14 protein-coding genes are annotated in these 15338 nt (G+C 65.9%); 8 read left to right on the top strand and 6 right to left on the bottom strand.

The genetic code is table 11. From position 1 onward, the window contains the following. Nucleotides 1–52: 52 nt before the first annotated feature. From tsaB to OU419_RS21495, 5 genes are all read left to right on the top strand, one after another. Entirely contained in the window at nt 53–727 is a 675-nt protein-coding gene (gene tsaB, locus OU419_RS21515) for a tRNA (adenosine(37)-N6)-threonylcarbamoyltransferase complex dimerization subunit type 1 TsaB (RefSeq protein ID WP_254470720.1), read from the top strand. A gap of 67 nt (nt 728–794) precedes the next feature. Continuing rightward, nucleotides 795–1145 (top strand): hypothetical protein, encoded by a 351-nt coding sequence (locus OU419_RS21510; RefSeq protein ID WP_254470721.1) that lies wholly within the window; start codon nt 795–797, stop codon nt 1143–1145. Nucleotides 1146–1149: 4 nt separating this feature from the next. Then, nucleotides 1150–2007 (top strand): DUF72 domain-containing protein, encoded by an 858-nt coding sequence (locus tag OU419_RS21505; protein ID WP_254470722.1) that lies wholly within the window; start codon nt 1150–1152, stop codon nt 2005–2007. Nucleotides 2008–2082: 75 nt separating this feature from the next. Beyond that, a complete protein-coding gene (locus tag OU419_RS21500) occupies nt 2083–2913 on the top strand; it encodes an isocitrate lyase/PEP mutase family protein (protein ID WP_254470723.1) in 831 nt (276 codons plus the stop codon). 74 nt (nt 2914–2987) lie between these two features. Then, complete coding sequence (locus OU419_RS21495; RefSeq protein WP_254470724.1) at nt 2988–3776, top strand: class I SAM-dependent methyltransferase; 789 nt, start codon at nt 2988–2990, stop codon at nt 3774–3776. A 63-nt stretch (nt 3777–3839) separates the two neighbouring features. On the opposite strand, the gene OU419_RS21490 is transcribed toward OU419_RS21495, so the two are convergent. Next, a complete protein-coding gene (locus OU419_RS21490; RefSeq protein ID WP_254470725.1) occupies nt 3840–4472 on the bottom strand; it encodes a TetR/AcrR family transcriptional regulator in 633 nt (210 codons plus the stop codon). Nucleotides 4473–4568: 96 nt separating this feature from the next. Between OU419_RS21490 and OU419_RS21485 the strand changes: the two genes are divergently transcribed. After that, a complete protein-coding gene (locus OU419_RS21485; protein ID WP_254470726.1) occupies nt 4569–5672 on the top strand; it encodes an efflux RND transporter periplasmic adaptor subunit in 1104 nt (367 codons plus the stop codon). 6 nt (nt 5673–5678) lie between these two features. Next, complete coding sequence (locus tag OU419_RS21480) at nt 5679–8747, top strand: efflux RND transporter permease subunit (protein WP_254470727.1); 3069 nt, start codon at nt 5679–5681, stop codon at nt 8745–8747. A gap of 168 nt (nt 8748–8915) precedes the next feature. Here the strand turns inward: OU419_RS21480 and OU419_RS21475 are convergent, their stop codons facing one another. The 5 genes from OU419_RS21475 to plsB form a co-directional block, all read right to left on the bottom strand. Continuing rightward, on the bottom strand, nt 8916–9593 hold the full coding sequence (locus tag OU419_RS21475; protein ID WP_254470728.1) for a DUF4197 domain-containing protein: 678 nt from the start codon (nt 9591–9593) through the stop codon (nt 8916–8918). 110 nt (nt 9594–9703) lie between these two features. Then, nucleotides 9704–10102: a YbaY family lipoprotein gene (locus OU419_RS21470; RefSeq protein ID WP_254470729.1), complete on the bottom strand. Its 399-nt coding sequence runs from the start codon at nt 10100–10102 to the stop codon at nt 9704–9706. Between the two features lie 116 nt (nt 10103–10218). Continuing rightward, on the bottom strand, nt 10219–11415 hold the full coding sequence (locus OU419_RS21465) for a glycosyltransferase family 4 protein (protein ID WP_254470730.1): 1197 nt from the start codon (nt 11413–11415) through the stop codon (nt 10219–10221). Nucleotides 11416–11494: 79 nt separating this feature from the next. Beyond that, on the bottom strand, nt 11495–11956 hold the full coding sequence (locus OU419_RS21460; RefSeq protein WP_254470731.1) for a low molecular weight protein-tyrosine-phosphatase: 462 nt from the start codon (nt 11954–11956) through the stop codon (nt 11495–11497). Between the two features lie 98 nt (nt 11957–12054). Then, on the bottom strand, nt 12055–14565 hold the full coding sequence (gene plsB / locus OU419_RS21455) for a glycerol-3-phosphate 1-O-acyltransferase PlsB (RefSeq protein ID WP_254470732.1): 2511 nt from the start codon (nt 14563–14565) through the stop codon (nt 12055–12057). A 169-nt stretch (nt 14566–14734) separates the two neighbouring features. Here plsB and OU419_RS21450 point away from each other — a divergent pair, with 169 nt between their 5' ends. Further along, complete coding sequence (locus OU419_RS21450; protein WP_254470733.1) at nt 14735–15202, top strand: YMGG-like glycine zipper-containing protein; 468 nt, start codon at nt 14735–14737, stop codon at nt 15200–15202. Nucleotides 15203–15338 lie beyond the last annotated feature (136 nt).

The raw sequence follows: 15338 nt of genomic DNA, 5'->3' as shown, positions 1-15338 counted from the left end.
GGCCTTTGGCGTTTATAATGCCCGCCCTTTCTCATCACCCTGGATTAGCCCCATGCCCACGCTGCTGGCCCTGGATACCTCCACCGAAGCCTGTTCCGTCGCGCTGTTGCACGACGGTCGGCGCTACAGCCGCCATGAGGTGATCCCGCGTCTGCACGCCCAGCGCCTGCTGCCGATGGTCCAGGACGTTCTCAGCGAGGCGGGCATCGTGCTGTCTGCGCTGGATGCCATTGCCTTCGGTCGCGGCCCGGGTGCGTTCACCGGCGTGCGCATCGCCATTGGCGTGGTCCAGGGCTTGGCGTTCGCGCTGCAGAAACCGGTATTGCCGATCTCCGACCTGGCCGTGCTGGCCCAGCGCGCTTACCGCGAACATGGCGCTAGCCAGGTGGCCGCAGCCATCGATGCGCGCATGGATGAGGTGTACTGGGGCTGCTATCGCCTGGAGCAGGGCGAGATGCGCCTGGCCAGCGCCGAAGCGGTGCTGCCGCCGGAGCGCGTGGAGCTGCCTAGCGACGCCGCTGGCGAGTGGTTCGGTTCCGGCACTGGCTGGGGTTTCGAAGCGCGCCTGGCGGTAAAGGTGGCTGCCCACGATGCCAGCCTGTTGCCCCACGCCGAAGATCTGCTGACGCTCGCCGAGTTCGCCTGGGCGCGCGGAGATGCCGTTGACGCAGAGCAGGCCCAGCCGGTTTACCTGCGCGACAACGTGGCGACCCCCAAGGGTGCCTGACTCATCTCAATTGACCGGCTCGGCGCCCGGTCGCTAGAGTTACAGGCATTCCCACCGAGTTTTTGCCATGCGTATCGACGGTCTCATCTCCACCTCCCAGGCGCCAGAGCGCGGAACCCGCACGGGGACTGCGGTTACGCCGTATCGGGACGTGCAGCGCGACGTCGAAGCCCGCCGCGAGCAGCCCGCACCGGCCTCGGCGACCCAGGGGCTGGAGTCCCAGCCACAGGCGCGCCGTGTCGAAGCGTCCGGTGCCAGCAGTTACGGCGTTCCTGCGAACCTGCGTGACGCCAGCCTCGAGTACCAGCGCCCACTGAGTTCCCGCGCCGCCCAGGCGCTGGCCAGCTACACCAGCACCGCCGGTATGGTCGGCCAGTACGAGGGCCAGGAAGTCCTGGGTCTCGACCTCTACGCCTGATCCGATGTCGCTGCCGTATTTCCTCGGCTGTCCTTCCTGGAACGAGCCTGCCTGGCGTGGCACGTTCTACCCCGCCGACCTTCGCCCGGCCGATACCCTGGGTTTCTACTCCCAGGTCTTCAATGCCGTCGAAGGCAACACCACCTTCTATGCCCGCCCCAATGCCGACACACTGGCGCGCTGGGCGCAGACCATGCCGGAGAACTTCCGCTTCTGCGCCAAGCTGCCGCGCGATATCAGCCATGAAGGCGACCTGCGCGGCCAGTTCGAGGCCACCCGGGATTTCCTCGACCTGCTGAGCCCGCTGGGCGCGCGCGTGGCTCCGCTGTGGCTGCAGGTTTCCGCCGGCTTCGGCCCGGATCGCCTCGGCGAGCTGGCCGCCTGGCTGGATGCTTTCGCCGAACGGCGCATCGCCGTGGAAGTCCGCCACCCGGCCTTCTTCGCCAAGGGCGACGAGGAGCGGGCGCTGAACCGCCTGTTGCTGGACCGTGGCGTCGAGCGCATCTGCCTGGATTCGCGCGCGCTGTTTGCCGTGCAATCCGACGATCCGGCCGTACTCCATGCCCAGTCGAAGAAGCCCAAGGTGCCGGTGCGACCGGCGGCATTCAGCGGCAGCCCGCAGGTGCGCTTCATCGGCGGGCCAGACCTGGAGGCCAATGCCACCTTCCTCATGCCGTGGGTCGCCAAGGTGGCCGAGTGGATCGAACAGGGCCTCACGCCCTATGTGTTCCTGCACACGCCGGACAACCAGCGCGCCGCCGAGCAGGCGCGGCGCTTCCACGCCTTGCTGCGCGAGCGCTTGCCAGGACTGCAGGCGCTGTTGGAACCGAAGCCGGAAGTGGAGCAGCTCGGCCTGCTGTGAGCCGACAGCGGTGCATGGCGGGGGAGCGCCGGTGGGACTAACCTGCTCCTTCCCCCGATCGGCAAGGAGACCGCCATGACGACTCAACAGCAACGCGGTGAAGCGTTCCGCGACCTGCACCGCCGCGACGGTCTGTTCGTTCTGCCCAATCCCTGGGATGCCGGTTCGGCCAGGATGCTCGCCCACCTGGGTTTCGAAGCGCTTGCCAGTACCAGCGCCGGGCTTGCCTTCTCCCTCGGCCGGCGCGATGCCGAAGGCGCGGTGAGCCGCGAGGAAACGCTGGCCAATGCACAGGCGATCATCGAGGCGACGCCGCTACCGGTGGCCGCCGACCTGGAAAATGGCTATGGCGATACGCCGGAGGATTGCGCGGAGACCATTCGCCGTGCCGCCGCGTGCGGCCTGGTCGGAGGCTCCATCGAGGATGCGACCGGGCGCGTGGATGCGCCGATCTATCCACTGGAACTGGCGGTGGAGCGGATCAGCGCCGCAGTGGAGGCGGCGCGCCAATTGCCGTTCCCATTCACCCTGGCGGCGCGTGCGGAGAATTTCCTGCATGGTCGTGTCGACCTCGATGACACCATTCGCCGCCTGGTGGCATTCGCCGAGGCTGGCGCCGACGTTCTTTACGCGCCGGGCCTGAAGACCCGCGCGGAGATCGCCGCGGTGGTCGCCGCCGTGGCGCCGCGTCCGGTGAATGTGCTGGTGGGTTCGCCGGCGCTGGAGCTGGATCTCGTACAACTGGCGGAGCTGGGCGTGAAGCGCGTCAGCGTCGGCTCGGCCCTTGCCCGGGTGGCCTACGGCGCATTCTTCCACGCCGCCCAGGCGTTGGCCGGCAGCGGCGACCTGCGGCCAATGGGCGAGGCGATTCCGTTCGACCGGATCAACCAGTTGTTCCGGCGCTGATCCGGCACCACCGCCATTCAGCCGATACCCGGCGGGCTGCGCTAGAATCGCGGTTTTTTCCAGGATCTGCCGCCATGACTGACTCTTCGACTCCGCCGCGTATCGTGGTCCAGGCGCTGCAGCCCGCCTGGCAGGCTGGCGCCGAACAGTGGGCGCAGCGCCTGGGGCTGGAGCTGGGAGAGGGAGAGGGAGATGCTGACTTCGCCCTGCAACTGGGCGAGCACGGCCTGCAGTTGCTGCAGTTGGGGCCGGACTCACCCGGTCCGGTACGGGTGGACTTCCTCGAAGGCGCCACGGCCCATCGCCGGCAGTTCGGCGGTGGCAGCGGGCAGATGATCGCCAAGGCGGTTGGTGTGCAGTCCGGTGTTCGCCCGCAGGTGCTGGATGCCACGGCGGGCCTGGGGCGCGATGCGTTCGTGCTGGCGACTCTGGGCTGCGAGATGCAACTGATCGAGCGCCAGGCGATCATCGCCGCGCTGCTGGAAGACGGCCTGAGACGCGCTGCGGGGGATTTCGAAGTCGGCACCATCGTCGCGCGGATGCGCCTGCGGCAGGGCAATGCCATCGAGCTGATGCGCGCGTGGGCAGGTGACGCGCCCCAGGTGATTTACCTCGACCCGATGTTCCCGCATCGCGACAAGAGTGCGCTGGTGAAGAAGGAAATGCGCCTGTTCCGTCCACTGGTGGGCGATGACATGGACGCGCCCGCGTTGCTGGAAGCGGCGCTGAAACTGGCCAGCCATCGTGTGGTGGTCAAGCGCCCGCGCAAGGCGCCGATCATCGAAGGGCAGAAGCCGAGCTATAGCCTGGAAGGCAAGTCCAGCCGCTATGACATCTATCCGCTGAAAAGCCTGAAGGGCTAGTTCAGCCTCGCAGCGTACCCCGCCAGACGGGCAGCTCCAGGCGAACCCCTTCCCACCGCACGGTCAGGGGCGGAATGCCTTGAGGAACAGCGCCACCACTTCTTCCACGTGGCGTTCGCTCACCACTTCGTCTTGCGGCACGTCGCAGCCGATCATCAGCCGGAAGTGCACGCAGCCCTGTACCAGCATGAGGAAGTGCTCGGCGGCGCGGCGCGGGCAGTCCATCTGCAATTTGCCCTGCTGGCGGGCTTGCTCCAGCAGCCGTTCCATCTGGTCCAGCACGCGTTGCGGGCCGGCTTCGAAGAACAGTTGCGAGAGGTGCGGGTTCTGCCCGCCCTGGGCGACCATCAATCGGCTCAGGGCGATGGCCTCGGGGCTGTTGATCAATTGGTTGAAGCCGCGCGCCAGGTTCAGCAGCAGGATTTCCAGCGGCGCGTCGGCCGGTGGCTCGGCGAACAGCTCCGGCATGCGTTCGGCGCACTTGGCCTGCACGGCCTCGGCGAACAGCGTCTCCTTGTCGGTGAAGTGGCTGTACACCGTGAGCTTCGATACGCCGGCTTCGGCGGCGATGGCTTCCATGCTGCTGCCGTCGTAACCGTTGCGGACGAACAGTTCCTTGGCGGCTTCCAGGATGGCCTGGCGCTTGGCCGGGTCCTTCGGGCGACCCGGTCCATTGGAAGAGGACGATGGCGACATGATTTTACAATTCAAATACTGGACTGATGGGTTTTGTATTTTTACTATACCGCAGAGTATAAGAATTCAACCGCGCTTTGCGAAAGGTCACACATCATGTTCCGCCATGCTCTGTCTGTCGCGCTTCCTGCTGTCCTTTCCCTTTCTCTCGCTGCCTGCGGCTCCGGCGAACCGCCCAGGCCGGCGATACGCCCTGCGATGGTGGTCCAGCCGCTACCGGCGCGGGATGTCACCGAGGCCTATCCGGGCGAAGTGCATGCTCGCCACGAGCCTGAACTGGCGTTCCGCATCGGCGGCAAGGTCAGCAAGCGTCTGGTTGAAGTCGGCGAGCGCGTGAAGAAGGACCAGCCTCTGGCAGAGCTGGACCCCGAGGATGTGCGCCTGCAACTGGAAGCCACGCGCGCCCAGGTGGCCGCCGCCGAAGCCAACCTGCAGACCGTTCGCTCCGAATACACCCGCTACAAGACGCTGCTCGAACGCCAACTGGTCAGCCAGTCGCAGTTCGACAACATCGAGAACACCTACCGCGCCGGCGAGGCGCGAGTGAAACAGATTCGCGCCGAGTACGACGTGGCCCGCAACCAGGCGGACTATGCGGTGCTGCGTGCGCCCCAGGACGGTGTGATCGCCACCCGCCGGGTGGAAGTCGGCCAGGTGGTCGCCGCCGGCCAGACCGTCTTCACTCTGGCCGTCGACGGCGACCGCGAGGTGCTGATCAGCTTCCCCGAACATGCCATCGATCGTTTCCGTGTCGGCGAAGCGGTGAGTGTCGAGCTATGGTCGCAGCGCGACAAGCGCTTCAGCGGCAAGATTCGCGAGCTGTCGCCGGCGGCCGATCCGCAGTCGCGCACGTTCGCCGCGCGGGTAGCGTTCGACGACGCCAAGGTGCCCGCCGAGCTGGGCCAGAGTGCGCGGGTCTACATCCATGCCGAGGGCTCGGTGCCGCTCGCGGTGCCGCTTGCCGCGCTGACTGCGGAGGGTGGCCAGCCCTTCGTCTGGGTGGTCGACCCGAAGAGTTCCACCCTGCAGCGCCGCCCGGTGCGCATCGGGCCCTACGCGGAGGACCGCGTGCCGGTGCTCGAAGGGCTGAAGAGTGACGACTGGGTAGTGGCTGCTGGCGTGCAGGTACTGCGTGAAGGGCAGGAGGTGCGCCCGGTCGATCGGGAAAACCGTTCGGTCAAGCTGGTGGCGAAGGAGTAACGCCCGATGCAATTCAACCTCTCCGCCTGGGCGTTGCAGAACCGCGCAATCGTCCTGTACCTCATGTTGCTGCTGGGTATCGTCGGCGCACTGTCCTATACCAAGCTGGGGCAGAGCGAAGACCCGCCGTTCACCTTCAAGGCGATGGTGGTGAAGACCAACTGGCCGGGCGCAACCGCCGAGGAGGTTTCCAGGCAGGTCACCGAGCGCATCGAGAAGAAGCTGATGGAGACCGGCGACTTCGACCGCATCATCTCCTTCTCCCGTCCGGGGGAATCCCAGGTGACCTTCGTGGCCCGCGAGGATTTCCATTCCCGCGACATCCCCGAGCTCTGGTACCAGATCCGCAAGAAGGTCAGCGATATCCGCTATACGCTGCCGCAGGGTATCCAGGGGCCGTTCTTCAACGATGAGTTCGGCACCACCTTCGGCAACATCTACGCGCTGTCAGGCAAGGGCTTCGACTATGCGGTGCTCAAGGACTACGCCGACCGCCTGCAACTGCAACTGCAGCGGATCAAGGATGTCGGCAAGGTCGAGCTGATCGGCCTGCAGGACGAGAAAATCTGGATCGACCTGTCCAACACCAAGCTGGCGACTCTCGGCCTGCCGCTGGCGGCGGTGCAGAAAGCACTGGAAGAACAGAACGCGGTGACCGCCACCGGCTTCTTCGAGACTGCGACCGACCGCGTGCAGCTACGGGTTTCCGGGCGTTTCGATTCGGTCGAGGACATCCGCTCCTTCCCGATCCGCGTGGGCGACCGCACCTTCCGCATCGGTGACGTGGCCGACGTGCACCGCGGCTTCAATGAACCGCCGGCACCACGCATGCGCTTCATGAGCGAGAACGCCATCGGCATCGCCGTGGCCATGAAGGACGGCGGCGACATCCTGGTACTGGGCAAGGCGCTGGACGGCGAGTTCGAGCGTCTGCAGCAGACCCTGCCGGCAGGCATGGAGTTGCGCAAGGTTTCCGACCAGCCGGCGGCGGTACGCGAAGGCGTGGGCGAGTTCGTCCGCGTGCTGGCCGAGGCACTGGTCATCGTCCTGCTGGTGAGCTTCTTCTCTCTCGGCCTGCGCACCGGCCTGGTGGTGGCGCTGTCGATTCCGCTGGTGCTGGCGATGACTTTCGCCTGCATGTACTACTTTGGCATCGGCCTGCACAAGATTTCCCTTGGCGCCCTGGTGCTGGCGCTGGGGTTATTGGTGGACGATGCGATCATCGCCGTGGAAATGATGGCGGTGAAGATGGAGCAGGGCTACGACCGCCTGAAGGCGGCAAGTTTCGCCTGGACCAGCACGGCGTTCCCGATGCTCACCGGCACGCTGGTCACCGCCGCCGGTTTCCTGCCAATCGCCACCGCGCAGTCCGGCACTGGCGAATACACCCGCTCGTTGTTCCAGGTGGTGACCATCGCCTTGCTGGTGTCGTGGATCGCCGCTGTGGTGTTCGTCCCCTACCTCGGCGCGAAGCTGTTGCCCGACCTGGCCAAGCGCCACGCCGAGAAGCACGGTGGCAGCGGCACGGGGCACGACCCGTATTCGACGCCGTTCTACCAGCGCTTCCGTAGCCTGGTGGAGTGGTGCGTGCGCTACCGCAAGACGGTGATCACGCTCACCGTGCTGGCGTTCATCGCCTCGATCATGCTGTTCCGCCTGGTGCCGCAGCAGTTCTTCCCGCCGTCGGCGCGCCTGGAGCTGCTGGTCGACCTCAAGCTGGCCGAGGGCGACTCGCTCACCGCCACCACCGAGCAGGTCAACCGCCTGGAGAAAATGCTTGCCGAGCATCCGGGCATCGACAACTACGTGGCCTACGTCGGCACCGGTTCGCCGCGCTTCTATCTGCCGCTGGACCAGCAACTGCCGGCGGCGAGCTTCGCGCAGTTCGTGGTCCTGGCGAAAAGCCTGGAGTCGCGCGAGGAAGTTCGGCAGTGGCTGATCAAGCACATGAACGAAGACTTCCCGACGTTGCGCACCCGCATCAGCCGTCTGGAGAACGGTCCGCCGGTGGGGTACCCGGTGCAGTTCCGCGTCTCCGGCGAGCACATCCCGGAAGTCCGCGCGCTGGCGCGCAAGGTCGCCGACAAGATGCGCGAGAACCCCCATGTGGTGAACGTGCACCTGGACTGGGAGGAGCCGAGCAAGGCGATCTTCCTCGACATCGACCAAGAGCGCGCCCGCGCCCTCGGCGTGAGCACGGCGGATATCTCGCAGTTCCTGCAGAGCTCGCTGACCGGCTCGACTGTGAGCTACTACCGCGAGGACAACGAGCTGATCGAAATCCTCCTGCGCGGCGATGAGCGTGGCCGTCACGACCTTTCGCAACTGCCCAGCCTGTCTATGCAGACCAGCAGCGGACGCAGCGTGGCGCTGTCGCAGGTGGCGACCCTGGAATACGGCTTCGAGGAAGGCATCATCTGGCGGCGCAACCGTCTGCCAACCGTGACCGTGCGCGCAGACATCTACGACGACTCGCTGCCGGCCACCCTGGTGAAGCAGATCTCGCCGACCCTCGATCCGATTCGCGCCGAGCTGCCCGACGGCTACCTGCTGGAAGTCGGCGGCACGGTGGAGGATTCGGCCAAGGGCCAGAACTCGGTGAATGCGGGGATTCCGCTGTTCATCGTGGTCGTGCTCAGCCTGCTGATGATCCAGCTGCGCAGCTTCTCGCGGATGACGATGGTGTTCCTCACCGCGCCGCTGGGGCTGATCGGGGTGACGCTGTTCCTGCTGATCTTCCAGAAGCCCTTCGGCTTCGTGGCGATGCTCGGCACCATCGCGTTGGCGGGGATGATCATGCGCAACTCGGTGATCCTGGTAGACCAGATCGAACAGGACCGCGCCCACGGCCTGGATACCTGGCATGCGATCATCGAGGCGACGGTACGGCGTTTCCGTCCGATCGTGCTCACCGCACTGGCGGCGGTGCTGGCGATGATTCCGCTGTCGCGCAGCGTGTTCTTCGGGCCGATGGCGGTGGCGATCATGGGTGGCCTGATCGTCGCTACGGCGCTGACCCTGCTGTTCCTGCCGGCGCTGTACGCGGCGTGGTTCCGGGTGAAGAAGGAAGTCTGACAGCGGGCGAGGGCTCGATGGCGCAGGAGCATCGCGCCTGAGTCCGCCTGCGAAAGCAACGCACATCGGAGTCGAAGCCTGAGTTCAGACGTGCCCATGCGAGCATGCCCCCGCCCATGAAAAAGCCCGGCAGATGCCGGGCTTTTTCATGTCGCTGTGCCGCTGGGCTCAGAGCACCCCGAACACCTTCTTCGCCAGGCCGGTAGCCGCGGCGGTCGGGTTCTGGCGGATGTTCTTTTCCTGCTCGCCGATCACTTTGAACAGTCCGTCCAGCGCCTGTTCGGTCACATAGCCCTCGACGTTGGCGCTCTTCGCGTCGACCACGCCGAACGCCGCCGCCTGGCTGGCGAAGGCGTTGTACTGCTTGGCCAGGCCGACCTGGTCGGTGGCCTGCTTGATGATCGGCAGGAACTTGGCGCGCAGTTGCTCGCGGCTGCTGCGGTCGAGGTATTCGGTCGCGGCGTCGTTGCCGCCCTGCAGGATGCCCTTGGCATCCTTCACGGTCATTTTCTTCACTGCATCCACCAGCAGTGCCTGGGCCTGCGGCATCGCAGCTTCGGCGGCCTTGTTCATGCTCGCTTCGAGCTGGTCGACCTGTGCGCCCATGCCGAACTGCTTCATGGTCTTGGCGGCTTTGCCCAACTTGCCCGGCAGCTCGATACGCACCTGCGGGTCATCGCTGAAGCCACCGGGCTGGCTGAGCTGGCGGACGGCGATCTGGGCGCCCTGGGTCAGCGCGTCCTTCACGCCGCCGGTGGCGTCGCTCTGGCTAAGGTCGGAGAGGGACAGGGCGAAGGCGTTGGCCGACAGCAGGACGCCAGCCAGCAGAGCGGGAATTCGCAACATCGAAACTTCCTTGAACGGGGCGCGGCGAGCGGATCGTTCGCCGTGGTGGAGAATGGAACGGGGAGATTAACGGACCAGGGCCGCCGGGGAAAACCCGGCGGCGCGGTCAATCAGCGCACCGGGTCGACGCGAACGCGCAGCGGCTGCGGGTCGCTGCCGTCGAGTTTCACGCTGTGGCGCTCGGTGCTGATGAACAGCAGGCGGCCATTGTCTTCGACGCGCGCGCTGACGGCGTAGCTGTGGCCCGGCTTGACCTGGGCGCGGTCGTACTCCAGATGGAAGGCCAGCGGCACCTGGCGACCCGACTCCAGCGTCTGCCGGGCCAGCTCCTGCGAGGGGGCATCGGCCAGGGAAACATCCTGCAGGCTGACGGTGACTTGCGCGCTCGGTGGCAGCGCGATGCGCTGCAGGTAGAACACTTCGCCATCCAGCGCGGCCTTGCCGGCCGGCGGTGTGGAGCTGCAGGCGGCGAGCAGGCCGGCCATCATGAGGAGGGGAAGGGCTTTCATCGAGTGGAACTCTCCTTGGAACGGTTCGCCTTGGAAACAGGCGGGGTATGACAAGCATGCCCAAGGATAGTTGCAGCCGTGCTGATCCCGGTCGGGATTAACTGTTGCAACAATCGTCAGCGGCTTGGCCGGGCCTCAGCGCGATGCTCGCAAAGGTTCAGTGTGCGGTTGTAGAACGCCGACAGGTCGCGGGCGAAGCGATCCGGTGCGAAGCGCTCGCGGACAAACTCGTGCAGCGCCTCGGGCGTGTGGCGGGCCGGCATGCCGAGCGCGTTGCGAACCTGCTCGACGATTTTCTCCGGCGAGGACAGGTCGGCGACCAGCCCAACGGGGGCGACGATTTCCGGCAGCGAGCCGGTACGGTTCACCAGCACCGGCGTTCCCCTGGCCAGCGACTCGATCGCCACCAGCCCGAAGCCTTCCCAGCGCGACGGCATGATGGTCAGCGCGGCGCGGCCGTAGAGCTCGAACAGGCTCTGTTGGTTCTGCCAGCCGAGGAAGCGGATGTTGGCGGTTTCGGCGTAGGTCGAGTCGGCCAGCACCGACGAGCCCGCTACCAGGAGTTGGCAATCTTTCAGCGCCGGATCGAGGAAGGCGCGATAAAGCACGTCGAACCCCTTCTGGTAGTCCAGGCGGCCCACGAACAATACGCTGTTGGCGGGGCGTTCGGCGGTGGCTGGCGGCGCTGCGATGTAGTGGGGATCGATAGGGTTGTAGACGATGGCCTGGTTGGCGTTGGGGATGAACGCCGCGCGCTCCTGTTCGGTGCCGGAGATGTGGATGATTCCACCTGACAGCCTCCCGGTGAGGTAGTCCAGGGCGCGGCACAGCCAGTGTTCGAGGCGTGAGGTTTCACGCAGGAACGACCAGCCGTGGGCGCAGTACACCGCCGGCGGAGACGGCAGCAGCATCAGTCGGCGGGCTGTGTAGACGTAGCCGGCCAGCGAGCTGTGCAGGTGCAGCAGGTCGTAGCGATCCCGCCGCAGGCTCTCGTGCAGGGCCTTGAAGAGGTGTATGGCGCGGCTGAGCCTGCCGTTACCCTTGAAGGTCAGCAGTTTCGCCGGGGCAATGGCCGTGCACTCGACCTGGCCGCCGGGAATCAGGAATCGGTTTTCGTGGTGCGATGTCTTGTCCAATGTTTCCAGGTAGGTGGCGACGCCGCCCTTGATGGTCTCGGCGACATGCAGTACCCGCAGCGTGCGCGCAGCGCTGGCGGCGCCGTCCGCCTGGGCGGCCCCGGCCTCGCTCGCCGGCGGACGGTGACTGGCCGGGCCAGGGCTGCCAAAGGACTCGGTGGTGTGCTGGATTTTCATGGACCGCAGTGGACTCCTGGAACTTCATGCACCGGGTGGCGACCAGTCAACCGTGCCTGGCCCTGTGAATGTAGCGCGGCTAGCCGGACGCCTGTTGCCTGCGCGGGCGCAGGCGGTCGGCCCAACTGGAGACCGCCTGCTCGATCAGCCCGAAGGTGCGCTCGAAGGCTTCCGGGCCCTGGCGGTAAGGGTCGGGGATTTCCATGTCATGCAGCCACTTGCCGAGCAGGAAGGTCTTGCCCCGCGCTTCGGGGGCCAGGCGGATGACCTCCTGGAGCTGGGCCTGCTCCATCACCAGCACGAGGTTGGCGTCGTGGACCTGTTCGGCGGTCAGTTGGCGGGCATGGTGTGGCTGTGGGCGCTGGCCGTGGCGGCCGAGAATGGCCAGCGCGGTGCTATCGATGGGATGGCCTACCAATGCGCCGAGGCCGGCCGAGGATACGGCGATGCCGCTGTCCTGCAGGGCTTCGCGCAGCAGGTGTTCGGCGGTGGGGCTTCGGCAGATGTTGCCGACGCAGACGAGCAGAATCCTGTTGAACACGGGAGCATCCCTGGCCGCGATCGATGGATGATGTGTCAGAAAACTATCGATCACGGCAGGGTGCGTCAAGTATTCGGCGTTCTTCGCCGACGGGCGCGCTAGCCCTTGGTGGCTGGCGGCGCTTCGGGGGGAGCGGGTTCTTCCTGGTTCGGGCGCTCCAGCGCCACCTGGCGGATCGACAGCCGGATTTCAGCAGGCAGCACACGCTTCGCGGCGCCTTCGGCCAGCTCGCCGAGCAGTTCGTGGTAGCTCAGCTTGCCATGCTCGTCCTTGCGCAGCACGCGCTCCTCCAGCAGGGTCTGGATGAAGTGGCGGAACAGGCTCTTGTCGAAGAACTCCGGCGCGTTCAACCCATGCAGGATCGACACGCGCTGGGCCATGACAGTACAGAGGTTCTCCAACTCCTCGGCGGTGAGCTGCTTCTGGCCGGCATTGAGCAGCAGGGCGATGGCCATGTAGAAGCGCTGCAGGGTCTGGGCGATGGAGCGGGCCAGCAGGGTCAGCAGCACGTACTGGCGGGAGCTGGGAGCCGGGCGCACATAGGTATCGTTTTCGCGCTTGAGCAGTTCGCGCTCCACCAGGGCGTCGAGCCACTGATCGACCACCGCGTCCAGCTCGTCCAGGTTCCAGCGAATGAACAGTTCGGCCTGCAGGTACGGATACAGCGCGCGGGTGTAGCGCAACAACTGTTCGCGGCTGATCCGCGAGTTGCTCTGGAAGAAGCTCGCGAGCAGTGCCGGCAGGGCGAAGATGTGCAGCACGTTGTTGCGGTAGTAGGTCATCAGCACCGCGTTCTGTTCGTCGAGATAACAGATGCGGCCAAGGGCGTCCTTCTGCTCGCTGAGCAGGTTCATGCTCTTCACGTATTCGATCTGCTGCTGGCCATCACCGTCGGGCAGGGTCGCGCTGGGCGAGTAGGGCACCTTGCGCAGCAGGTCCAGGTAGAGGTCGATCAGCCGCGCCAGCGCGGTCTCGTCCAGCGCCAGGCGCGTGGTGGAGAGCAGTGCCAGGGCCACCAGGTTCACCGGGTTGATGGCGGCGGCGTCGTTGAGGTGACGGGCGACGTCGCGGGCCAGCAGGTTGGTGGTGTCCGACAGCCATGCCGGACGGTACTCCGGGCCGAGTTCCTGCTGGCGCCATTCTGGCTGCTGCTGGTCGAGGAAACGGTCGAGGTGGATCGGTTCGCCGAAGTTCACCCAGACCTGGCCAAAGCGCTGTTTCAGCGCGCCGATGACCTTGAAGATGTCGAAGATCGACTCTTTTTTCTTCTCCGCGCCGCGCAGTTCGCCCAGGTAGGTGCGGCCTTCGAGTACGCGCTCGTAGCCGATGTACACGGGTACGAAGACAATGGGCCGGCGCGAGTCGCGCAGGAAGCTGCGCAGAGTGATCGCCAGCATGCCGGTGCGTGGGTGCAGCATCCGGCCGGTGCGCGAGCGCCCGCCCTCGACGAAGTACTCGGTGGAGAAACCACGGCTGAACAGGGTGTGCAGGTATTCGTTGAACACTGCGGTGTAGAGCTGGTTGCCCTTGAAGCTGCGGCGCATGAAGAAGGCACCGCCACGCCGCAGGATGGAGCCGACCACGGGCATGTTGAGGTTGATGCCGGCGGCGATGTGCGGTGGCGTCAGGCCGTTGCGGAACAGCAGGTAAGACAGCAGGAGGTAGTCGATGTGGCTGCGATGGCAGGGCACATAGACGATCTCATGGCCCTGGGCGACTTCCTGCACGCGCTCGATATGATTGACCTTAACGCCCTCGTAGAGCTTGTTCCAGAACCAGGTCAGGGTCACTTCGAGGAAGCGGATCACCGGGTAGGAAACGTCGGCGGCGATCTCGTTGGCATAGCGCAGGGCGGCGGCTTCGGCCTTCTCCTGGGAAATCTTCTGAGTATCGCACTCCTCCTGAATCGCCTGGCGCACCAGCGGGGCGCGTAGCAGGCCCTTGACGAGGGTACGGCGGTGGGAAAGGTCGGGACCGATCACCGCGGTCTTCTGGTTGCGGAAGTGCACGCGCAGGATGCGCTGCACCATGCGCTGGGTACGCTCGTGGCCCTTGCCCTGTTCGACCAGCTCGCGCAGGTGGATCGGCGCGGAGAACTGCACGCGGGTCTTGCGGCCGAGAATCAGGATGCGCGCCAGCTTGCGCAGGCGGCCAGTCACTGCCCAGTTGTCGGCGAACAGCAGTTTCCAGGCGCTCTTCTCGCTATCGGGCGACTGGCCCCAGAACACGCTGACCGGGACGATCTGCGCGTCGTCGATACCGTTCTGGCCAATGGCGCCGAGCATGCGCACCAACGCCGGCGGCGCGCCGCGTTTGTCCTGGCGGCCGAGCCAGTCGGGCTCCGGCGTCAGGTAGAAGAAGGCCGAGGGCTCGATGGATTCGCCCACGGCGACCGGCATCACCGGCCGGGGCAGGCCGGCCTTGCGGCATTCGGTGTCGACGACCGCCAGGTCGCTCACCGAGGGCTGCTGCAGAACGTAGAGGACCGGTTTGCTGCGGTCGATCTTCAGGCTGAAGGCCGACTGGTTGATGGTTTCCGAGCGCACCCAGAGGTACAGCAGGCGGCGCAGGGCACCGAAACCGAAGCGGCGGAACGGGTAACGAGGCATACAGGCCCTATAACTGGCAGAAGTAAAACGAGCGATTGCTCAGGTCCGATAGTGTGCCGGATCGGGCGGCAGGCGGCAAAGCGCGGTCGTTTGGTCGGCGCCGGGCGGGCATTGCGGCAGGCGGGACTATCCTGCCATTCATGGGGGTTCCATCGACGGAGGTGGAGCGATGCACAGATCGATGCTCGGATGCCTGCTGGCGCTGCTGGTGACGGTGCCAGTCCAGGCTCAATCGGTGGTTCCGCTCAATGGCCAGGGCAGCCAGCAGATGCAGCAGGACATGGACTACTGCAACGGTGTCGCTGCCAGTGCCGGAAGCAGCGCGGCCAGTTCCGACCCACATGTGGGCGGACGCGTACGCGGCGCGGCGAAGGGCGCCGCCGCCGGCGCGGTGGCCGCCGAGGTGCGTGGACGGCAACATGACGAGGTGTATGACCGCGTCAGCGACGATACCAAGCAGCAGTATCGGCAGAATCGCGCCGGAGAAGTCGCGGCCGCCGGTGCGGCGGTGGGTGGCATGCGCCAGCGCCAGGATCGTCGCCAGGATCGCCGCAGCGACCGTAATGCGCAGAGTTCTGCTACCAGTAGCGCTTACAGCAGTTGCCTGCAGGGGCGCGGCTACCAGGTCAGTCCCTGATGCCGGCGGCCGCCCGCCGGGTGGCCGTTCCCCGAGGTTTCCCACGTGCCCTGTAATTTTTCGTAAGGCACGCTGCCTTGCATTGCCCCGCCTGGCCTTCCTATAGTCCCCCGGCCATTTGGAGAGCCCGTCTCAC

It is taken from the genome of Pseudomonas triclosanedens (assembly GCF_026686735.1).
In the GTDB taxonomy this organism is placed as follows: Bacteria; Pseudomonadota; Gammaproteobacteria; order Pseudomonadales; family Pseudomonadaceae; genus Pseudomonas; species Pseudomonas triclosanedens.
The sequence above is the reverse complement of the archived record's forward strand: the minus strand, read 5'-3'. Positions and strand labels throughout refer to the sequence as shown.